We start from the raw sequence: 20678 nt of genomic DNA on the forward strand, positions 1-20678 counted from the left end.
CGGGCTCCTCCGTGGGCGGGCGGGCCGTCGTCGGGTCAGGCCCGTTCGGGCGGCAGCAGGGTGGCGAGGCCGTCGATGATGCGGTGGACGCCGAAGTCGAAGCGGGCGTCCATGCCGGGTTCGGTGAGGTCGCCGGCCAGGGCGACCAGGTTGGGGAAGTCCTCGGCGGGCAGGGCGCGGAAGCGGTCCCCGGCGGCGTCGACGATGGTGCGGCGGCTGGTGCCGAGGACCTCGGCGGCGGAGATCGGGGACTGTTCCTGGAGCACGAAGCCCTGGACGAAGGCGCCGAGCAGGTAGGTGGCCATGGCCGCGTCGGCGTCGGAGAAGCCGGCCGTGCGGAGGCGGTCGAGCTGGTCCTCCATCAGGGCGAGCAGGTGGGGGCCGGGGGCGAGGCGGCCGGAGACGACCTTGGCGGCGTCGCGGTTGTCGAGCAGGAGGCGGCGGTAGCGACGGCAGTACTCGTGGAACTGCTCGCGCCAGCTGCCTTCGCGGGGCGGGGGTTCGGCGGAGGCCATCAGGGCGTCGGTGAGCAGGTCCAGCAGTTCCTGCTTGTTGCGGACGTGCCAGTAGAGCGAGGCGGCCTTGACGCCGACCTCGCTGGCGACCTTGCGCATCGACAGTCCGGCGAGGCCGTCCCGTTCGAGGACCCGTAGGGCGGCCCGGGTGAGCGCCTCCCTGGTCAGCGGGGGTGTCGTGTCGTCGTTGTCCGGCATGGCGGTGCGGATGCCTCCCGTGCTCTCAGGAATCCCGCTTGCAATCTAACACCGTTAGGGGCACCCTGTGCCTGTCGCGCCTGCCCCTAACACTGTTAGGGGTGTCGCCGCGGGTGCTGTCGGAGCGCCGGGGCCGGGGCCGGCTGTCGGGTTTCGAGGATCGGGAGGGTCTCATGGAGGAGTCGAGCGCCCGGCGCAAACGGCTCGCGCTACTGACGCTCTGCGTCACCATGTTCATGTCCATGCTGGACAACGTCATCGTCAACAACGCCCTGCCGCGCATCGGGCAGGACCTGGACGCCGGGATCAGCGGCCTCCAGTGGGTGGCCGAGGGATACAGCCTCGTCTACGCCGCACTCGTGCTGACCGGCGGTGCGCTGGGCGACCGCCACGGCCGCACCCGGGTCTTCCGGCTGGGCCTCGCGCTCTTCACGGTCGGCTCCGCGCTGGCCGCCCTCGCCGGGACGATCGGCACGCTGGTCGGCGCCCGGATGGTCCAGGGCGTCGGAGCCGCGCTGCTCACCCCGGGCAGCCTGGCCCTGCTGCGCCACGTCTTCACCGACGAGCGCGAGCGCGCCAAGGCCATCGGCCTGTGGTCCGGCGTCTCGGCGCTCGGGCTCTCCATCGGGCCCGTGGTCGGCGGGCCGATGGTCGAACACCTCGGCTGGGCCAGCGTCTTCTGGATCAATGTGCCGATCGGCGTGCTCGGCCTGGTGCTCGCCGCACGCGTCCTGCCGGACATCCCGCCGCGCGCCCGCCGGATCGACCTCGGCGGCCTCGCCCTCTCCGCGACGGGCCTGGGCCTGCTGGTCTACGCGCTGATCGAGGGGCCGTCGCGCGGCTGGACGGACCCCCGGGTGCTGCTCTGCGGCGCCGCGGCCGCCCTGCTGCTCGTCGCCTTCCTGGTGCTCGAACTGCGCCTCGCCGAGCCGATGCTGGAGCTGAGGCTGTTCCGCGACGGAGCCCTGGGCGGCGCGCTGCTCAGCGGGTTCATGGTCAGCTTCGGCATCTTCGGCGCGCTGTTCTTCCTGCCGCTGCTGATGCAGGGCCCGCTCGGCTGGTCCCCGGCCGACGCCGGCTACGCCGGACTGCCGATGACCGGCATGATCGTCCTGGCCGCCCCGCTCTCCGGCCGGCTGACCGCCCGCCACGGGCCGCGGCCGCCGCTGGTGCTGGGCCTCCTGCTGTGCGCGGCGGGCCTCGGCGGACTGTCGCTGTACGGCGAGCACGCCCGCTACCCGGAGTACCTGTGGACCCTGTTCGCGATGGGCCTCGGGATGGGGATGACCTTCACCCCGGTGTCGATCGCGGTGCTCCAGCGGGTCTCCCCGGCCCAGACCGGGATGGCCTCGGCGACCATCAACACGCTGCGCGAGCTGGGCGGGGTCCTCGGGATCGCCGTGCTCGGCGCGGTGCTGACGAACCGGATGACCGACACCCTGACCGCGGCCCTGCACCGGCTCGGAGTCCCGCCGGGCGCGGTCGGCTCCATCGCCGACGCACCCGCCGGGGCGGCGGGCGGAGGCGCCGGGGGTCCGGCGGTGGCGCTGCCCGGCCCGGTCCAGGAGGCCGTGGACGGGGCGTTCATCGACGGCATCCACCTCGCCGTGCGCTGCGGTTCGGCGGCGCTCGCCGTCACCGCCGTCCTGGTGGCCGTCCTGCTGGGCCGGGCCCGCACGGTCGCCCCGGCCGGGAGCGGGCTTGCGCAGGCGGAGGCGCCGGCCGAGGCCGCTCGGGCCTGACGGCCGTGACGCGGGAAGGCCCGGGCCCCGACGCCGCCGTCCCGGCGGGAGTCGACCGGTCGGGAGCGGACCTGACGCGAGCGGACGGGGACGCGGGCCACGGGCCAGGGCACGGGTGCCGCCCGGGCCGGGGCGGCCGGACCGGCCCGTGAAGCCAGTCCGGTCGCACCGCCCGGCAACACCGGCCGGCCGCACCGGCGCGGGCCCCCGCCGTCAGCGGACGCCCTCGACCGCCGCCTGCGCGGCACGGGCCAGCTCCCGCCGTGCCCCCGACCGTCCGGTGGCCGCCTGTCCGGCCCCCGACCGCCCGGTGCCCGACAGCCCGGCCCCCGACAGCCCGGCCCCCGGCGCGGCCGGCGGCGGGATCGGAGGCAGGAACGTCACCTCCGCGACCAGGCCGCGCACCGCGACCACCCGGGCGAGCGAGGTGAGCAGCCCGTCGTCGCCGACGAAGGCGGGCACGCTGGTCGGCCGGCCGTCGGCGAGCCGGTAGCGGATCGTCACCGGTTGGACGAAGGCGCCCGCCTCCACCGCGGCCTGGAACAGCGCGGGCCGGAACCGGCCGCTCTCCCGCCCGCACCAGGTGGACCCCTCCGGGAAGACGATCACCGGGTGGCCGGAGCGCAGCACCTCGGCCACCGCCGTCACGGTGTCCGGCAGGGTGCGCAGCCGGTCGCGGTCCAGGAACACGGTGCCGCCCCAGGCGACCAGCGGTCCGAGCACCGGCCAGCGCCGGACCTCGGTCTTGGCCAGCGAGCGGCCCGGCCGTCCGGCCGCGATCAGCGGGATGTCCAGCCAGGACACGTGGTTGGCGACCACGAGCGTCCCGCCGCCGACCGCGCTCCCCGGGTGGACGCCGCCGCCCGGCGTCCCGAGGTGCACGGTGACCCCGAGGGCGCGCAGCACGAGGCGCGACCAGCACCGGGTGAGCCGGTCGCGGGTGTCCTGCGGGAGCAGCCGGACCGGAAGGCTGAGCACGACCCCGGCCAGCACCGTCACCAGACAGGCCGTCAGCCGCAGCACCCGCCGGGGGTGGGCCACGGCCGGCGCGGGGTCGGCCAGGCAGGTCTCGGGCCGGCAGGTGGCCGTCGGCAGCCAGACGCTCATGCCGACGCGCCGAGTGGTGAGGGCGCCAGCGGGGAGACACCGGCCCCGGACGGGCCCGCCGCCCCGGAGACACCGCCGGCCCCGGACAGCCCGGCCCCGGAGAGGCCGACGCCGGACCGGCTCGCCCCGGACAGGCCCGACGCCCCGGACAGGAAGTGCCGCAGGTACCGCGGGTCGGTCCGCTCCAGCGACAGCAGCACGTACAGGTCGACGCAGTCGAAGTCCGGGTCGTACGCCGGCTCGCCGCAGACCCAGGCCCCCAGCCGCAGGTAGCCGCGGAGCAGGGCCGGCAGCGCGCCCCGCTCGGCGCGCGGCACGCCGGTGGCGTCCCAGCGGCGGCGCGGCGTGACCCGGTACTGCTCCGGGGCCAGGTGCTTGGCGCTGACGGTGTCCCAGACCCGGGCCGCCGTGGCGCCGCCGTCCTCCAGCCCGATGGAGCAGCAGCCGCCCACCCAGGTGTTGCCGGTGTCGGCGAGGTAGCGGGCGATGCCGCCCCACATCAGGTTGATGACGGCGCCGTTGCCGCGGTGGTCGGGGCGGATGCAGGACCGGCCGAGCTCGACCAGGCCCGGGCGGACGGGCGCCAGGCCGGAGAGGTCGAACTCGCCGTCGGAGTAGAGCCGGCCGGCCCGGCGGGCGGCCTCGGGGCGCAGCAGCCGGTAGGTGCCGACGACGGCGCCGTGCTCGCCCTCGCGCACCAGGAGGTGGTCGCAGTACTCGTCGAAGGGGTCGATGTCCAGACCGGCGACCGGGCTGTGCAGGACGGCGCCGAGCTCGGCGGCGAAGACCTGGTGGCGCAGCCGCTGGGCGGCCCGTACGTCGTCGGCGTCGCGGGCGAGGGAGACGGTGTAGCCGGTGGCCGGGGCCGGGCGGTTGCGGGGGGCGGGCACGGCCGGGGCATCGTGGGTGGGGGCGACTGCGGTCGGAGCGTACGTGGGGACGGTGGTCATGGCGGACCCTCCAGGGCAGCACGATCGGCGGCGCCCTGGGTCGCCAGGGCGCGGGCCGGTTCGCGGGCGCTGGGCTTGCACGCGAACCGGTCCCCGTATGTCTCTCCGAGCCGGTTGGCATCCACGTTGCGGCGTGGCGGAGCGCAGATGTGCAGCTGCTGAATGGGACCACCCGTCGTCTCCCGGTCATCTGCCGGGCACCGGGCGCTCGCCGGGCATGGGTGGACAGCCCCGGGGCGCGGTGCCCCGGGGCTGTCCACGACCCGTCCTAGTACGCCTGCCAGCCCGCCGGGTCGACCCCGCCCGGGACGGCGTCCGCGGGGCCGTAGGGCGCGCGGGTGAGGACGAAGGAGCCGAGGTCGAGGTGGCTGACGGTGCCGTCGGCCGCGCGGACCACCCGGAGGGTCTCGCCCGCGTAGTAGTTGTCCAGGCCGGTCCAGGTGCCGTCGGCCTCGGCGCGGAAGCGGGAGCCGCGGCCGTCGCCGGTGGCCGGGGCCAGTTCCAGGGCGCGGTCGGCGCGCAGCCGGAGGATCTGCGGCGAGGTCCCCCAGTACCACGGGCCGGTGAGCGCCAGCAGCTCCTCGTCGACCTCGGACAGCGGGCGCCAGGGCTCGGGCAGCCGGGGCTCGTGCGCGGCGGTGAGGGTGATCAGCTGTGAGGCGATCAGGGTGGTGGCGGCGCCAGTGGTGGCGTTGGACAGCGCGATCCCGGCCAGGGCGTCCTCCTCGCTGACCCAGAGTCCGGCGGTGAAGCCGGGCATCGAGCCGGAGTGGCCGTACAGCACCCGGCCCTCGTGGCGGCGCAGTTGCAGGCCGAGGCCGTAGGAGTACGTCCAGTCGGCGTCGTCGGGGCCGACGGCGGGCCGGCGCATCTCGGCGACGGTGGCGGCGGCGAGCACCTTGTCGTCGCCGGCGGCGAGGAAGGCGGCCCAGCGGGCCAGGTCGGTGAGGGTGGACCAGAGCTGGCCGGCCGGGCCCATCAGCCCGGTGTCGGTGAGCGGCTCCGGCAGCATGACGTCGGCCCAGGGGTGGACGGCGAAGCCCCCGGCGTGCGGGTGCTCCGGCAGCAGGGTGGTGCGGTCCATGCCGAGCGGTTCCAGCACCTCGCGACGGAGCACCTCGCCCCAGGGCTCGCCGCGCAGCCGCTCGACCAGGGCGCCGAGCAGCGCGTACCCGGGGTTGGAGTAGTGGAACCGGCGCCCGGCCGGGTGCTTGTGGGCGCCGTCGGGCTCCAGCAGGTCGCCGAGGGCGGGGCGCAGCGCGCCGTCGGTCCGCTCCCACCAGGGGGCGGGGGTCTCGGCGGCGATCCCGGCGGAGTGCGCGAGCAGCTGGGCGACGGTGGCGCCGTCGGCGGGGGTGCCCGGCAGGTGACGGCCGAGCGGGTCGGCGAGGTCGAGCAGGCCCTCGTCGCGCAGCCGCAGCACCAGGACGGCGACGAAGGTCTTGCTGATCGAGCCGATCCGGAACTGGACGTCCGGGGTCGGCGCGTGCCCGTCGACCATGCTGCGGGCGCCGCTCCACACCAGCCGGCCGTCCCGGACCACTCCGGCGACCAGGGAGGGCGTGCGGCCCTCGGCCTGGGCGACGGCGATGTGGTGCAGGAGGGCGCGCCGGGTGGTCGGCAGCAGCTCGTCGGGCTGGTCGGTCATCTGGTCCCCTGGGTCTCGGCGCGGAGGGCGGTCGGACGGCGGCCGGCCCGGGGCGAGGGAATCGGCCCGGGCCGGACGGAGCCAACCTAGTCACGCCGCCCGGGGGGATCCACTCGTTATCGGGGTGGCGGCCGGGGACGCCCCGGTGGGCCGGTCAGTCCGGCAGCGGCGGGAGCTCGGGCCGCTGCAGCCAGGCCTCGAAGAGCGGCCCGAGCGGGTCGGTGGTGTACCGGGACGCGTGGGCCAGCAGGTCCGCGGTGCCGACGACGCCGTGCCGGTTGACGCTGGTCCAGTCCCGGAGCATCGCGAAGAACGGTCCGTCGCCGAGGGCCCGCCGCAGCGCGTGCACGGCGAGGCCGCCGCGCTGGTAGAGCCGGTCGTCGAACATCAGCCGGCGGCCCGGGTCGGCCAGCCTGAGGTCCTGCGGGAGCCCGGCCAGCAGGGCGTGCGCGGCGGCCGCGTGGGTGGCGGCGACGGGGCCGCCGGCGTGCTCGGACCAGAGCCACTCCGCGTACTTGGCGAAGCCCTCGTTGAGCCAGATGTGCCGCCAGTTCGCGACGGTCACGCTGTTGCCGAACCACTGGTGGGACAGCTCGTGGGCGATCAGCCGCTCGCGCTCCCAGCCGCCGCCGAGGTGGTTGGTCCCGAAGGTGGAGACGCCCTGCGCCTCCACCGGGACGTCCAGCTCCTCGTCCGCGACCACCACCGCGTACTCGCCGAACGGGTACGGCCCGAACACCTCGGTGAAGTACGCCAGCATCTCCGGCTGGCGGCCGAAGTCCCGGGTGAAGGCGGGGACCAGCCGGTCCGGGACGTACCCGGTCTGCGGCACGGACGGGCGGGCGGCCAGCGGCACCGGCCGGTAGTGGCCGATCGACACCGTCACCAGGTACGTGGAGGTCGGCGCGCTCTGCTCGTAGACCCAGGTGGTGCTGGACGCGCGGGTGGTGCGGGTGAGCAGCCGGCCACCGGCCACCACGGTGAACGGGGACGGCGTGGTGACCGCTATCTGGTACGTCGCCTTGTCGGCGGGCCGGTCGTTGCACGGGAACCAGGACGGCGCGCCGACCGGCTGGCTGGCCACCAGCGCGCCCTCGGTCAGCTCCTCCCAGCCCAGGCCGCCCCAGGGGCTGCGCACCGGCCGCGGGTTCCCGGTGTAGTGCACCTCGGTGGTGAACGCCGCGCCCGCCGCCAGCGCCTTGGCCGGGCGGATCCGCAGCTTGCCGCCGCGGTGGGTGTAGCGCGCGACCCGGCCGTCCACCAGCACCCGGCCGATCCGGAAGTCGGCGAGGTCGAGCGAGAACTCCGCGAGGCCGGTGTCCGCCACGGCGCTGAGCCGGGCCGAGGCGGCCAGCCGGTTCGGCCCGGGCCGGTAGTCCAGCGCCAGCTCGTAGCGGTGGACCCGGTAGCGGTGGTCCCCGCTCTGCGGGAAGTACGGGTCCGGGGTGCCGGCGGCCGCCGGGACGTGCTTGGACTTCACGGGGACGTGCGCTTCCTGAGGGCCGGGACGGGTGGTCACGACGTGGTCTGCCACGCCTCGATGGGGTTGCCCAGCCACCGCGTGTCGGCGGGGACGGACTCGGCGCGCATCACCAGCGAGGCCGGGCCCAGCGTGCTGCGCGCGCCGACCGTGCTGCCGGGCAGCACGATCCCGCCCGGGCCCAGGGTGGCGCCCTCGCGGAGGACCACAGTATCCATCCGCATGATCCGGTCGTGGAAGAGGTGGGTCTGCACCACGCAGCCCCGGTTGATGCTCACGCCGTCCCCGAGGGTGACCAGGTCCGCCTCCGGCAGCCAGTAGCTCTCGCACCACACGCCGCGCCCGACCCGGGCACCGAGCGCCCGCAGCCAGAGGTTGAGCACCGGGGTGCCCGGCACCGCGCCGACCAGCCACGGCACCGCCAGCACCTCGACGAAGGTGTCCGCGAGCTCGTTGCGCCAGACGAAGCCGCTCCACAGCGGGTGCTCCACGGCCCGGAAGCGGCCGACCAGCAGCCACTTCGCGGCCACCGCGACCAGGCAGGCCACCGTGCCGGCGGCCAGCAGCACCAGGCCGGACAGCAGCGCGGCCGCGCCCACCGACCACGCGGCGGACAGCCGCGACAGCGCCGCGGCGGTGACGAGTCCGAGCGCCCCCGAGGCCAGCACCGGCAGCAGCCGGCCCAGCTCGACCAGCCCGCGCGCCCAGAGCAGCCGGGCCGGCGGCTCGTAGGTGAGGCTCTGGTCGGACTGGTCCGCGGCCCGGGGCAGCCGCATCGGCGGCATGCCCAGGTAGGAGCTCCCCTTCTTGGCCTTCGCCGGGGTCGCCGAGAGCACGCCGACCAGGCCGCGCTTGGGCACCGACCGGCCGGGCGCGGTCATCCCGGAGTTCCCGAGGAACGCCCGCTCGCCGATCTTCGCCTCGCCCAGCCGCACCCAGCCGCCGCCCAGCTCGTACGGGGCGATCAGGGTGTCGTCGGCCAGGAACGCGCCGTCGCCGACGGTGGTCAGGCTGGGCAGGGCCAGCACCGTGGAGACCTCGGCGCCGCGGCCGACGCGCATCCCGAGCGCCCGCAGCCACAGCGGCGTGACCAGCCCGGCGTAGAGCGGGAACAGCACCTCCCGGGCCCGGTCCATCAGCTGGGTGACGGTCCAGGCCTGCCACCCGATCCGGCCGTGCAACGGGTGCACGCCGGGGGTGAGGCCGATGCTCAGCACGCGGACGGCGGCCACCAGCTGCGCGGCGTACACCGCGCCGAAGGCCAGCGTGGCCGGCAGCAGGCCGAGCAGGGCGTCGCCGAGGGCCGTGCCGAGGTCGCCGCCCTGCTGGACGAAGCCGGACAGGACGGCGAGGGCGGCCAGCGCGGGCAGCACCGGGAGCAGGCCGACCGCGGTGCCGGCGGCGCCGTACAGCGCGGCCCAGCGGGCCCGGCGGTGCGGGCGCTCCTTGGGCCAGGCCCGCTCGGCGCGGCCCAGCTTGACGGCGGGCGCGCCGCCCCAGCGCTGGCCGGTGGGCACCTGGCCGGTGACGCTGGAGCCGGCCACGACCTGGGCGTGCTTGCCGACCCGGGCGCCGGGCAGCAGGGTCGAGCGGGTGCCGACGACGGCGCCGGAGCCGACCTTGACCTGGCCGACCTCCAGGCGGTCGCCGTCCAGCCAGTAGCCGCACAGGTCCACCTCGGACTCGACCGCGCAGCCGCGGCCCAGCTTCAGCATCCCGGTGACCGGCGGCAGCGAGTGCAGGTCCACCTCGGGCGCGACCTTGGCGCCCAGCGCGCGGGCGTAGCGCACCAGCCACGCGCCGGAGAGCGAGGTGGCGCCGCTGAGCTCGGCGAGCCGCTCGGAGGCCCAGAGCCGCAGGTGGACGCCGCCGCCGCGGGGGAAGCTGCCCGGGCGCAGCCCGTGCAGCAGCAGCCGGGCGCCGCCGGCCGCGATCGCCAGCCGGCCCGCCGGGGTGTACAGCGCGAGGGCGCCCGCGCCGACCGCCCACCAGGAGGCGGTGGGGGCCCACGGGTAGTCGCCGAGGTGGGAGAGCAGGTTCCCGGCGGCCAGCAGGGCCACCGTCCAGCGCAGGCCGACCACGGTGAACAGCGGGATCAGCAGGAGCAGCTGCAGCAGCTTGGCCCGGGTGGGGACCAGGGTGACGGTGCGGGTCTCGCCGCTCTCGGCGGCGGTGCGCTCCAGGTGCCGGGCGAGCTTGCGCAGCGTGGGGTTCTGGTAGACGTCCAGCACGGCGGCGTTCGGGTACCGGGTGCGCAGCAGGGTGGTGAGCCGGGCGGCGGCCAGGCTGCCGCCGCCGATGGCGAAGAAGTCGTCGCGCGGGCCGCCGACCGTCACGCCGAGGATCTCGGACCACTGCTCGGCCAGCCAGGCTTCGGTGCCGTACAGCTGCTCGCTCCGGCCGGTGGTCTCCAGCTCGGGCAGCGGCCAGGGCAGGGCGTTGCGGTCGACCTTGCCGGAGGTGCGGGTGGGCAGGCTGTCGACCGGGGCGAGCAGCGGCACCAGGGCCGCCGGCAGCTCGGCCCGCAGCCGTTCGACGGCCTGCTCGCGGTCGAAGCCCTCCTGGACGACCAGGTAGCCGACCAGCAGCTGGTTTCCGCCGCGCGCGGTGCGCACGGCGGCGGCCGCGCCGGCCACGGCGGGCAGGGCCTGCAGGGCGGCGTCCACCTCGCCGAGCTCGATCCGGCGTCCGCCGAGCTTGATCTGCTCGTCGGTGCGGCCGAGGAAGAGCAGGCCGGCCGGGTCGGCCTGGACGAGGTCCCCGCTGCGGTAGGCGCGCTCCCAGCCGAGCGAGGGCAGCGGGGCGTACTTCTCGGCGTCCTTCTCCGGGTCGAGGTAGCGGGCCAGACCGACCCCGCCGATCACCAGCTGGCCGGTGCCGCCGGCCTCGACCGGCTCGCCGGCCTCGTCGACCACGGCGAGGTCCCAGCCGTCCAGCGGCAGGCCGATCCGCACCGGGCCCTCACCGGTCAGCAGGGCGGCGCAGGCGACCACGGTGGCCTCGGTGGGGCCGTAGGTGTTCCACACCTCGCGACCCTCGGTGACCAGCCGCTGGACCAGTTCGGGCGGGCAGGCCTCGCCCCCGAAGATCAGCAGCCGGACCTCGTTGAGGGACTCGGCGGGCCAGAGCGCGGCCAGGGTGGGGACGGTGGAGACGACGGTGATCTCCTGCTCGGCCAGCCACGGGCCGAGGTCGGCGCCGCTGCGCACCTGGGAGCGCGGGACGGGCACCAGGCAGGCGCCGTGCCGCCAGGCCAGCCACATCTCCTCGCAGGAGGCGTCGAAGGCGACGGACAGGCCGGCCATCACCCGGTCGCCGGGGCCGATCGGCTCGTCCTGGAGGAAGAGCGCGGCCTCGGCGTCGACGAAGGCGGCGGCGTTGCGGTGGGTGACGGCCACGCCCTTGGGGCGGCCGGTGGAGCCGGAGGTGAAGATGATCCAGGCGTCGTCGGCCGGGGCGGGGAGGCGGTCGTCGGCGGGTGCGCGCTCCGTGGTGACGCTGAGGGCGCGGTCGGCGCCGAGCACCGCGGCCACCCCGGCCTCCCCGAAGACCAGCTGGGCGCGCTCGTCCGGGTCCTCGGCGTCCACCGGGACGTAGGCGGCGCCGGCGGCGAGCACGGCCAGGATGGAGACGTACAGGTCGTTGGTGCCGGAGGGCACCCGCACGCCGACCCGGTCGCCGGGGCCGATCCCGGCGGCGGCCAGCCGGCGGCGCAGCTGCTCGACCTCGGTGACCAGGGCGCGGTAGCTGAGCACGCGGCGCCCGTCGTCCAGGGCCGGCTCGTTGGGGTGGGCCCGGACGGTGGCGTCCAGGACGTCGACCAGGGTGCGCGGTGCGGGGGCCGGGCGGCCCGGCAGCACGGCTCGTTCCGGCAGGGTGCGGGGCGGCGTGGCGTACTGCTCCGGATGGTTCGGTTCAGCGGTCATGACAGCCGTGCGCTCCTCGTCCTCGCCCCGTTCCGACCGATGTCCGGCCTGGGGGGCGGTGGGAGAACTCACCCGGTCGGGTGACCCCACTCCGGGGCCGGAGCGGACAACCCGACCGATGGTAGTCCTGCCCCGGACGATCCGTCTGGGTCGACACTCGACCCAACTGGGCTGGAACTGGCCGAATCTGACGCTTCGTCAGTCAACAACTGAGGCTTACCGTGAGTGATGTGACGACGCGTCAGTCGAATTGACGGATCGTCAGATCGAATTCTCCATCGTGATCCACACCACAGTGAATGCTGCTCCTTTCGGGTGGATGCCCCGCGCTGCGCCCGCCGGCCGGCCCCGGAGGGGGGCCTTCCGACGGGCGCTCCGTGGGCTCCGGCCGGTCAGCCGAAGTGGTGCAGGTGCTCATGGAGGAAGGCCTCCATGGTACGCGGGAGGCGTCCGGTCAGGCGGGCGAAGGTGTCGTCCGGGGCCTCCGGGCGGACCACCGCGAGCTGCTGGATCTCCACCACGTGGGCCGCCAGCCAGGGCGGCATCCCGCCCCGCTCGACCAGGTGGGCGTACAGTCCGGCCGGGGTCAGGTCCACGTACTGCACCGGCCGGTCGAGCAGGCGGCCCAGCAGTGCGGTGAGCTCCGGGTAGCCGTACGCCCGGCCGCCGGTGAGCGGGTACGTCCGGCCGGCCAGCTCCGGGCGGGTGAGCACCTCGGCGGCGGCGTCGCCGATGTCCCGGACGTCGACGTAGTTGCAGCGGGCCTGGCCGAGGGCGCCGTGCACCACCCCGGCCGCGGCGATCCCGGGGGCCAGGAGCAGCAGCTTCTGCATGAACGCGTAGGGCCGCAGCACGGTCGCCGTGGCGCCGGAGGCGCGCAGCCGCTCCTCGACCAGGTGGTGGCCGCGGGAGACCGCGACCGGGGAGTCCGGCTCGGCGGCGGGTGCGGAGACCTTGACGACGTGCTCCACGCCGCTCTCCAGCGCCACCTCGATGGCGGTCAGCTCGTGCTCCAGCTGGAGCGGGCCGTTCGCCATGGTGAGGAACAGCTGGTGGGCGCCGCGGAAGGCCTCGCGCAGCGAGTCCGGATCGGCGGCGTCGGCGTGGGCCGTCTCGGTGAGCGCCAGGGTGCGGTCGTCGAGACCGGCGGCGAGCCGGGCGGGGTCGCGGCTGAGCGCGCGGGTCGGCACGCCGAGGTGGGCGAGGCTGCGCAGGGTGGCGCCGCCGGTGGCGCCGCCGGCGCCCATGATGACGATCATGAGGTCTGTCCTTCGGGCTGGGGGTGGGTGGGGATCCGGTGCTGCGGGGGTCGGGCCGGGCGGCTGCCTCGCCATCGCCAGGTGATCACGGTGGTCGCGATCGCCGAGGAGAGCGGCAGGTCGACCGGGAGGCGGCCGGGCCACGGGCTGTCGGCCAGCGCCGGCAGCTGGGGCAGCCAGTGCGCGGCGGCCAGGCCGACGGCCAGGGCGAGCGCGGTGGCGGGCAGGGCGAACAGTGCGGCCAGCAGGGCGCGCGGCGGCCGGCGGGTCCAGGAGTGCGCGGGCCGCCTGCGCAGCGCGGCGCCGACCAGGGCCGCCACGAGGGCGGAGGTGCCGCCGATCGTGGTGGCCGCGGCGACCACCAGCTCCGGCTGCCGGGAGACGGCCCCGCCGATGCCGGCCGTCACGGCGGGCATCGCGTACGAGACCAGGACCTCGCGCCACAGGGTGAACGGCGGCGGCGCGCCGGGTGCCTTCTTGCTCGCGGGTGCCTTCTTGTTCACGGGTGACTCCTCGGGGTGATGGGCTGCCTGGCCATTGTTGATTAGGTGCCTAACTATCGGGGCGTGAAAAGGGCGGGCCGCCCGAGGGGGCCCGCCGGGTCGGCCCGGGCCGGCGCGGCCGGGGCCGGTTCGGTCCGTTCGGTCCGTCGGGTCCGGGTGGCCGGTCCGGTCAGTCCGCGGTCAGCGCGTCGGCACCCGCGACCACCCGGGCCAGCAGGTCGAGGAAGACGGTGCGCTCCTCGACCGAGAGGTCGCCGACCAGGGCCTGCATCCGGGCGAAGTGCTCCGGGGCCAGGTCGCGCAGCTTCTGCGCGCCGCGCGCGGTGAGGACCACCACGTTGCCGCGGCCGTCCTCGGTCGACGGGCGGCGGGCCACCAGGCCCTCCCGTTCCAGGCCGTCGACCAGGCCGGTGACGGTCGCCCGGGAGACGCCGAGGCTCGCCGCGAGCTGGGAGGGCGACTTCTCGCCGCCGTGGTCCTCCAGATCGGCCAGCAGGCGGTAGCGGCCGGTGGAGAGCCCGAAGCGGGCGAAGTGCACCTCCCCGGCCTGGCCGATCCGGGCGCCCGCCGCCATCAGCCGGGCCGCCACCAGGACGGCCTGCGGGTCGGCCGTCAGGCCGTAGCGGGCGATCTGGCGGCGTGCCTGGTCCAGGGTGGGAGCGCCGGTGCCGGTGCCGGGGTGCTGCGTCATGAAAATAGTATGGCGCCTAATCAGATCTCCGGTCAAGCCCGGGGGTGACGGCCTCGACCGCAGCGCCCGCCGCGGCGGTCAGTGCGAGACCGCCAGGGCCCGTGCCGCCGCCGTCGGCGAACTCCGGTGCCGTCAGGGTCTGTTCGGGTCCGGTCCGGACCTCCGGTCGAGGGGGAGGCGGTGGCGGTCGACGCGGTGGCCGGGCGGGCCCACCGGCACGCCACGGAGGGCTTCCGGCGGTGCGTCGGATCGGTCACCATGGGGGACGGTCGGCGGGCGGTGGCGGTGGGGTACGCGCGTCGCGTCCGCGCACAACGTTCTGGAGACCGCGCACAACGCTCCGGAGACCGCGTACAACGCCCCGGAGACCGCCGTCGAGGACCGGACCCGGAGCAGGAGTGAGGCAAGGGCGGCGGCCTCCTCCGGACCCCGGTCCGCGGGGCGTCCCCGATTCGGGTGAAGGTTCGTCCACCGAGCGACGCAGTGGCGGGCGGGCGCCGTAGCCTCGAGTGCCGACCCGGCGCGACGAGTTGCGCGATCCGGTTCGGAGCCGCCCGAACTCGCCGCACCGGAAGGGTCGTCGACAGAATGACACGCTCCTCGGACAGCAACGACGCACCGGCCGGCGGGCCCTCCCGCCGCGGGCTGCTCAAGATCGGCATCGGCGTCGCGGTGGGGGCTGGGGCCCTCGGCTCCGGCGCCCCCGCGGCGCTCGCCGGCGGCCCCAACGACCCGACGGGCCCGACCATCGCCGTCAAGGTGAAGAACCTCAGCGGCCCCGTCGAGACCGGTCCGTTCGCCGCGCCGTGGACCGACCTCGGGATCCCCGTGCGCTGCCCGGACGGCACCATGCTCTTCGTCTGCGGCGACACCTTCGACGGCGACCGGGTCGGCTCGGCCGACTGGCGGGCCCCGGTCGGCCTGCGCTCCAGCAGCGCGGACCCGAACAACCTGCGCATCGACGGCAGCGTCGGCGGCGGCCACGCGAACAGCCTCGTCGACGAGCCGCACAACCCCGTCGGCGACGGGTTCACCACGGCGATCCCGTCCGACGTCTTCGTCGTCGACGGCGTGCTGTACATGCACCTCATGCGCGGCGTCATCTACGACACCCACCACACCGACTTCTGGCGCTCCACCGACAACGGCGAGACCTGGGAGTACCTCTGCCAGTGGCCGGGCGACCTGTACGGAGGTCAGTTCCAGCAGAAGACGTACGCCGTGGCCGACGACGGCTACTGCTACGTCCTGTCCACGGTCTTCAACCGCGAGGTGGAGTCGGGGATGCTGCTGCACCGGGTGCGGCAGGACGGCCTCGGCGATCCGGGCGCCTACGAGCCGTGGGGCTTCGCCGACGGCGGGTGGAGGTGGGGCGCGCCCGCCCCGACGACCGTCCTCGGCACCCGCAGGTGGGGCGAGACGTGCTTCCGCGCGATGGACGGCAAGTACGTCCTGACCTGGCTGAACACGGCCCCGCTGTCGATCAGGGCGATGGTCTTCCCCCTCCCGACCTCGGACCTGACCAGGACGCTGGAGCAGACCATGATCCTCCCCGGTACCCCGGGGCAGGAGGTCGGCAACCTCGTCGCCAGCCCGTACGGCGGCTTCGTCGTCCCCGGCTCGACGTTCGGGGACTTCCACATCGTCGTCAGCCAGTGGTACGACCCGACGAACTACCGGATCATGCAGTACCGGGTCGCCATGCTCTCCTGAGCCCGTCGCGGGCCCCTGGGGTCCGCCGGAGTTCACCGCGGTCCGCCGGAGTTCACCGTACGGCCCGGGCGGCGTGCGGGGGAGCGGGATCGAGTCGTACGGGAACGGATCGGCGCCGCGTCGCGTCTCGACAGGGGACGAACGGGCGTGGACCGGGCCCGGCCGACGGGCGTGAACGGCCCTGCGGGCACCCGGACACCGCGCCCGGTGGCGACGAGGACAGCGGGAGACAGGGATGAATTCGAGTGCGAGCCGGCGCGGCGTTCTCACCGGGGCGGCCGCGGCGGCCCTCGCCGTCGCCCTCCCCACCGGCGGCCGGGCGTTCGCCCGGGGCGTGGACGGGAACGGGAACGCGGACGGGGACGCGGTCGGGCGGCGGCTGCGCGCCCTGGAACAGGCGCACTCCGCGCGGCTGGGGGTCTTCGCGCACGACACCGGCACCGGCCGGACGGTGTCGTACCGGGCCGACGAGCTGTTCCCGATGTGCTCGACCTTCAAGACCGTCGCGGTGGCCGCGGTGCTGCGGGACCTCGACCGCGACGGCGAGTTCCTCGCCGAGACGATCACCTACACCGCGCAGGACGTCGCGGACTCCGGCTACGGCCCGGTGACCGGCCTGCCCGAGAACCTCGCCGGCGGCATGACCGTGGCCGCGCTGTGCGCCGCGGCCATCGACCACAGCGACAACGCGGCGGCCAACCTCCTGCTCCGGGAACTCGGCGGACCGGACGCGGTGACCCGCTTCTGCCGCTCGATCGGGGACGGCGTGACCCGGCTCGACCGGTGGGAGCCCGCCCTGAACTCGGCGGAGCCGGGGCGGGTGACGGACACCTCGAGCCCGCGGGCGCTCGGCCGGACCTACGCGCGGCTCGCTCTCGGGGACGCCCTCGACGGGCCGGACCGGCAGCGCCTGACCGGGTGGCTGCGGGGCAACACCACCAGCGGCAAGCGCTTCGGGGCCGGGCTGCCCGCGGGTTGGGTCCTCGCGGACAAGACGGGCACCGGCAGCTACGGCACCACCAACGACGTGGGCCTCACCTGGCCGCCCGGCCGCGCGCCGATCGTCCTGGCGGTCCTCTCCACGAAGCGCGACGCGACCGCGGGGGCGGACGAACCGCTGGTCGCCGCCACCGCCGAGCTGCTGGCGGCGACGCTCGCCTGATCCTGACCTGACGGGACGGCGGCCGCCCGGGAGGCGCCGCCCCACGGACGGCCGGACGCCGGGGCGCGTCCGGCCGTCCGGCGCGTCGGGGAGGAGGGCCGAGCTCCGCCGAGCGGCCGCCCGCGGCGATCGCTGATGGTCGGTCGGCTGAGTCATCATCAGGTCAATCAACCGTCAAGTTGCGCCATTCACAGAATAATCGGGCGCCCTAAGGGGTGGTGCGCAAAAGATTTGCGGTGCTTCCAGGTCTTCACACGGACTTCTCAGACTGACAGGCTGGGGCCGCCCTTTTCAGTACGGAGGAGGTTCCTTGTCCCGTATATCCACGCTGGCCGGAGCAGTCACCTGCGCCCTCGCCCTCGTCACCGGAACCGCCGTCGCGGCGTCGGCGGCACCGATCGACCAGATACCCGGTGCGGCGGCCGAGGCGAAGGTCGACCCTGTCAACTGGACCCCGTGCAACCCGGATCCGACCAAGCCGGACCCGGGCATCTACGACTGTGCCGTCTACCCCGTGCCGCTGGACTACGACAACCCGTCCGGTGAGAAGGTCGGCATCGCGATGATGCGGCGGCGCGCGAGCGACCCGTCGAAGCGGATCGGCTCGCTGTTCCTCAACCCCGGCGGCCCCGGCGGCAGCGGTTACCTGTGGGCGACCACGACGCGCTTCGGCACCGAGGTGCAGTCCCGGTTCGACCTGGTCGGCTTCGACCCGCGCGGTGTGGCCCGGAGCAACCCGCTCAAGTGCTTCAAGACCCAGGAGGACGCCGACGCGGTCAACAACCGCATGGTCGGCGTGCCGGTCACCAAGGCCGAGATCGCCGAGACGCTGGACGCCGACCAGGACTACACCGACGCGTGCAGCAAGAACGCCGGCCCGCTGATCGAGCACATGTCGACCATCAACGTGGTGCGCGACCTGGACCGGATGCGCCGCGCCGTCGGTGACTCCAAGCTCACCTTCGCCGGCTTCTCCTACGGCACCCTGATCGGCTCGACCTACGCCAACATGTACCCGAACAAGGTGCGCGCGATCATCGTCGACGGCAACGTCGACCCCGACCTGCGCCTGCACGACGGCCTCGAGTACGACCGGCAGCGGGCGGGCGGCTTCGAGCTGGCCCTGGACGAGTTCCTGAAGCGCTGCCAGGCGGCCGGTGCCCCGCGCTGCGCCTTCGGCGAGGGCGACACCCGGGCCAAGTTCGACCAGCTGCGCGACCACCTGCGGACCAGCCCGGTCAACCTGCCCAACGGCAGCCAGGTGACGCTGAGCACCTTCACCAGCGAGGTGGCCAGCGCGCTGTACTCGCAGGCCAAGCTGGCTCCGCTGGCGAAGTCGCTGCAGGCGACCTACCAGCTGACCCAGAAGCCGGCCGCGGCCGCCCTGGTGGCGCCGAAGGCGAACGTCGCGGACGACGACGCCAACCTGCTCGCGGTCAACGCGCCGCGGGCGCTGCGGGAGGCTCCGGCGGACTCCGAGTACACCGCCGACGACTCCTACATGGGCGTCAACTGCCAGGACAAGCCGTACCCGTCGAACGACCGGACCTTCGCCAACGTGGCCAAGGCCTGGGAGAAGGCCTCGCCGACCTTCGGCCGCTACCAGGCCTTCGACGCGCCGGCCTGCGCGAGCTGGCCGGCCCCGGCCCGGGACGCCGAGCGCTTCACCGGCCCGTGGAACAAGAAGACCTCGAACACCGTGATGGTGATCGGGAACCTCTACGACCCGGCCACCCAGTACAAGTTCGCCCAGCGGATGCAGCAGGAGCTGGGCAACGCCGTGCTGGTGAGCGTGGACTCGATCGAGCACTGCGCCGTCGGCCGCAGCAAGGCCCTGAACGCGCTCGTCACCCGCTACCTGGTGGACGGCACCGCGCCGCAGCCGGGCCAGCTGCTGAAGCCGGACGCGGAGATCTTCCCGGCGGTCTGAGCGGTGGACACCCCCGCACGGTAGACGCGTGCGGGCGGACGCGGTGGTCGGCGGTCCCGCCGGCCACCGCGTCCGTGTTCTCCGCACGGCACCGCGGAAGGCCGCCGCGCGAAATACGGCGGACCGGGAAACGGCGCCCGGAGTATCGTGCCGCGCATTCGGCGGTGGATCGTCGTCGAACCTCGCGGGGGAGCGATACCGGGCCGTCGCCGAGAATGCGGCCCGCGTCACCGACAAGGGGCCGTCGAGCCGCCGACGCCCCGAATTCCCGCCCGCCCGGGTCGGCCCTGCTGTACGGGTGCGAACAGGGGGGGCGTCCGGCGCGGCCCCGGGGCCGCCGGTGCCCCCGCCCGCCCGCCACCGGATGCGCGAGCCGGTGGCGGGGCGCAGGGTCGAGGTAGGCGCGGGCGAAGCGGCCCCGCCGAGGGGCGTGCGTGGACGACGGCCCGGCCGGGCGGAGTGAGGCGGGAGCATGGGCGGAGTGATCGTGCTGGTCGAGCTGGAGCCGTCCACCGAGGTGCTGGACGCGGGCGAGGTGGAGGTGGGTGCCCGGGTGCGCTGGGTGCACGCGGCGCCACCCGATCCGGAGGTGCCCGAGGACCCGGGGCCGCGCACCTTCTGCGGGGTGGACACGGCGGGCCTGGAACGGGAGCCGTACCGGCCGGCCGGGCCGGGCGAGCCGTGGTACCCGCCGTCCCAGCGCACCCGGCGCTGCCGGGACTGCGAGGCCGCGCTCAGGGCGGCCTGACCGCGGCCCCCGGCCGGGACGGCGTGCCTGCCGGGCCCGCGGCCCCGCCCCGTCCGGCCCCGCCCCGCCCGCCCGTGGGCCCCCGCTACGCGGCCTGCTCGGCCGCTTCCTCGACGATCCGGCCGTCCCGGAGCTCGATCACCCGGTCGGCGAGTTCCATCAGCGTCGGGTCGTGGGTGGCGACCAGCACGGTGACGCCCTCGCTGCGCACCACGGCGCGCAGCAGCTGCATGATCGAGCGGCCGGTCTCCGAGTCGAGCTGGCCGGTGGGCTCGTCGGCGATGATCAGTCCGGGCTCGTTGGCGAGCGCGCGGGCGATGGCGACGCGCTGCTGCTGGCCGCCGGAGAGCTCGCCGGGCCGCTGGTCGGCGTGGTCGGCGAGGCCGACGAGGGCCAGCAGGGTGTGGGCGCGCCGCTCGCGCTCGGCGGCGGGGACCTTGCGCAGCCGCATCGGCACGCCGACGTTCTCGGCGGCGGTGAGCATCGGGATGAGGCCGAAGGACTGGAAGACGAAGCCGATCCGTTCCCGGCGCAGGGCGAGCCGGCCGTCCTCGTCGAGGTCGGCGAGGTCGGTGCCGTCCAGGGCGATGGTGCCGCCGGTCGGTGCGTCCAGGCCGCCGACCAGGTTGAGCAGCGTGGTCTTGCCGGAGCCCGACCGGCCCTTGAGCGCGGCGAGTTCGCCGCGGCCGACGGCGAAGGTGACGCCGCGCAGGGCGTGCACCGTCCGCTCGCCGGTGCCGAAGCTCCGCCGGAGGCCGGTGATCTCCACCATGGGCGTGGTGGTGGCGGCCTGGTGCTGCGTCATACGGCGTCCCCCCGTGTGCTTCTCTGTCCAGTGTCAACGGATGTCGCGGCGCCCGGGGTTCACCCCTCGGGAAGTCGATTCCGGGAGTCCGGATTCGCTCCGCCAAGGGGGCTTCGCGGGGCCGCAGTTGTGATGTGTTCATGGTGTACCGAGAGCCGCCGCGGATGCGGATGCCCGCCGGTGCAAGGAATTTGCTCATCACTTACTTGATTCGCGCAAGTCCCTTCCGTTCCTGGATCGAATCTGACAGAGTCGTCCGCTATCCGGTGATCAAATGCCGGTGATCACTTCATCGATGTGC

14 protein-coding genes and 1 pseudogene are annotated in these 20678 nt (G+C 75.0%); 5 read left to right on the top strand and 10 right to left on the bottom strand.

The features are described 5' to 3' along the window. Positions 1 to 35: 35 nt before the first annotated feature. Complete coding sequence (locus tag ACFYUY_RS26305; RefSeq protein ID WP_360213741.1) at positions 36 to 713, bottom strand: TetR/AcrR family transcriptional regulator C-terminal domain-containing protein; 678 nt, start codon at positions 711 to 713, stop codon at positions 36 to 38. A 173-nt stretch (positions 714 to 886) separates the two neighbouring features. Between ACFYUY_RS26305 and ACFYUY_RS26310 the strand changes: the two genes are divergently transcribed. Next, on the top strand, positions 887 to 2455 hold the full coding sequence (locus tag ACFYUY_RS26310; RefSeq protein ID WP_387904218.1) for an MFS transporter: 1569 nt from the start codon (positions 887 to 889) through the stop codon (positions 2453 to 2455). A 213-nt stretch (positions 2456 to 2668) separates the two neighbouring features. On the opposite strand, the gene ACFYUY_RS26315 is transcribed toward ACFYUY_RS26310, so the two are convergent. From ACFYUY_RS26315 to ACFYUY_RS26350, 8 genes and pseudogenes are all read right to left on the bottom strand, one after another. Then, positions 2669 to 3562 carry a lysophospholipid acyltransferase family protein gene (locus tag ACFYUY_RS26315; protein ID WP_387904222.1) on the bottom strand — a complete coding sequence of 298 codons (894 nt, stop codon included), beginning with the start codon at positions 3560 to 3562 and terminating at the stop codon, positions 2669 to 2671. A gap of 146 nt (positions 3563 to 3708) precedes the next feature. Next, positions 3709 to 4512 (bottom strand): annotated as a pseudogene (locus ACFYUY_RS26320) (GNAT family N-acetyltransferase); the annotation flags it as partial. Positions 4513 to 4780: 268 nt separating this feature from the next. Then, on the bottom strand, positions 4781 to 6160 hold the full coding sequence (locus tag ACFYUY_RS26325; protein WP_360213749.1) for a serine hydrolase domain-containing protein: 1380 nt from the start codon (positions 6158 to 6160) through the stop codon (positions 4781 to 4783). Positions 6161 to 6314: 154 nt separating this feature from the next. Then, positions 6315 to 7640 carry a M1 family metallopeptidase gene (locus ACFYUY_RS26330; protein WP_387904224.1) on the bottom strand — a complete coding sequence of 442 codons (1326 nt, stop codon included), beginning with the start codon at positions 7638 to 7640 and terminating at the stop codon, positions 6315 to 6317. A 35-nt stretch (positions 7641 to 7675) separates the two neighbouring features. Further along, complete coding sequence (locus ACFYUY_RS26335; RefSeq protein ID WP_387904226.1) at positions 7676 to 11566, bottom strand: Pls/PosA family non-ribosomal peptide synthetase; 3891 nt, start codon at positions 11564 to 11566, stop codon at positions 7676 to 7678. Between the two features lie 392 nt (positions 11567 to 11958). Beyond that, on the bottom strand, positions 11959 to 12825 hold the full coding sequence (locus ACFYUY_RS26340) for an NmrA family NAD(P)-binding protein (protein WP_360213755.1): 867 nt from the start codon (positions 12823 to 12825) through the stop codon (positions 11959 to 11961). Continuing rightward, positions 12822 to 13328, bottom strand: a complete 507-nt coding sequence (locus ACFYUY_RS26345) for a hypothetical protein (protein WP_360213757.1) — start codon at positions 13326 to 13328, stop codon at positions 12822 to 12824. The genes ACFYUY_RS26340 and ACFYUY_RS26345 overlap by 4 nt, the downstream gene beginning before the upstream one ends. Before the next feature lie 169 nt (positions 13329 to 13497). Next, complete coding sequence (locus tag ACFYUY_RS26350; RefSeq protein ID WP_387904229.1) at positions 13498 to 14019, bottom strand: MarR family winged helix-turn-helix transcriptional regulator; 522 nt, start codon at positions 14017 to 14019, stop codon at positions 13498 to 13500. A gap of 588 nt (positions 14020 to 14607) precedes the next feature. On the opposite strand from ACFYUY_RS26350, the gene ACFYUY_RS26355 reads away from it, so the two are divergent. From ACFYUY_RS26355 to ACFYUY_RS26370, 4 genes are all read left to right on the top strand, one after another. Beyond that, complete coding sequence (locus tag ACFYUY_RS26355) at positions 14608 to 15732, top strand: DUF4185 domain-containing protein (protein ID WP_360213761.1); 1125 nt, start codon at positions 14608 to 14610, stop codon at positions 15730 to 15732. Positions 15733 to 15967: 235 nt separating this feature from the next. Then, positions 15968 to 16894 (top strand): class A beta-lactamase, encoded by a 927-nt coding sequence (gene bla / locus ACFYUY_RS26360; protein ID WP_360213763.1) that lies wholly within the window; start codon positions 15968 to 15970, stop codon positions 16892 to 16894. Positions 16895 to 17204: 310 nt separating this feature from the next. Then, on the top strand, positions 17205 to 18824 hold the full coding sequence (locus ACFYUY_RS26365) for an alpha/beta hydrolase (RefSeq protein WP_360213765.1): 1620 nt from the start codon (positions 17205 to 17207) through the stop codon (positions 18822 to 18824). A 472-nt stretch (positions 18825 to 19296) separates the two neighbouring features. Then, entirely contained in the window at positions 19297 to 19572 is a 276-nt protein-coding gene (locus tag ACFYUY_RS26370) for a hypothetical protein (RefSeq protein ID WP_360213767.1), read from the top strand. Between the two features lie 85 nt (positions 19573 to 19657). On the opposite strand, the gene ACFYUY_RS26375 is transcribed toward ACFYUY_RS26370, so the two are convergent. Then, a complete protein-coding gene (locus ACFYUY_RS26375) occupies positions 19658 to 20377 on the bottom strand; it encodes an ABC transporter ATP-binding protein (RefSeq protein ID WP_387904233.1) in 720 nt (239 codons plus the stop codon). Positions 20378 to 20678 lie beyond the last annotated feature (301 nt).

Origin of the sequence: Kitasatospora sp. NPDC004745 (assembly GCF_042873275.1) — a bacterium.
In the GTDB taxonomy this organism is placed as follows: Bacteria; Actinomycetota; Actinomycetes; order Streptomycetales; family Streptomycetaceae; genus Kitasatospora.

Coding starts and splice junctions, on each gene's coding strand:
- ACFYUY_RS26305 (WP_360213741.1), bottom strand. CDS start 713: ATGCCGGACAACGACGACACGACACCCCCGCTGACCAGGGAGGCGCTC.
- ACFYUY_RS26310 (WP_387904218.1), top strand. CDS start 887: ATGGAGGAGTCGAGCGCCCGGCGCAAACGGCTCGCGCTACTGACGCTC.
- ACFYUY_RS26315 (WP_387904222.1), bottom strand. CDS start 3,562: ATGAGCGTCTGGCTGCCGACGGCCACCTGCCGGCCCGAGACCTGCCTG.
- ACFYUY_RS26325 (WP_360213749.1), bottom strand. CDS start 6,160: ATGACCGACCAGCCCGACGAGCTGCTGCCGACCACCCGGCGCGCCCTC.
- ACFYUY_RS26335 (WP_387904226.1), bottom strand. CDS start 11,566: ATGACCGCTGAACCGAACCATCCGGAGCAGTACGCCACGCCGCCCCGC.
- ACFYUY_RS26340 (WP_360213755.1), bottom strand. CDS start 12,825: ATGATCGTCATCATGGGCGCCGGCGGCGCCACCGGCGGCGCCACCCTG.
- ACFYUY_RS26350 (WP_387904229.1), bottom strand. CDS start 14,019: ATGACGCAGCACCCCGGCACCGGCACCGGCGCTCCCACCCTGGACCAG.
- ACFYUY_RS26355 (WP_360213761.1), top strand. CDS start 14,608: ATGACACGCTCCTCGGACAGCAACGACGCACCGGCCGGCGGGCCCTCC.
- bla (WP_360213763.1), top strand. CDS start 15,968: ATGAATTCGAGTGCGAGCCGGCGCGGCGTTCTCACCGGGGCGGCCGCG.
- ACFYUY_RS26370 (WP_360213767.1), top strand. CDS start 19,297: ATGGGCGGAGTGATCGTGCTGGTCGAGCTGGAGCCGTCCACCGAGGTG.
- ACFYUY_RS26375 (WP_387904233.1), bottom strand. CDS start 20,377: ATGACGCAGCACCAGGCCGCCACCACCACGCCCATGGTGGAGATCACC.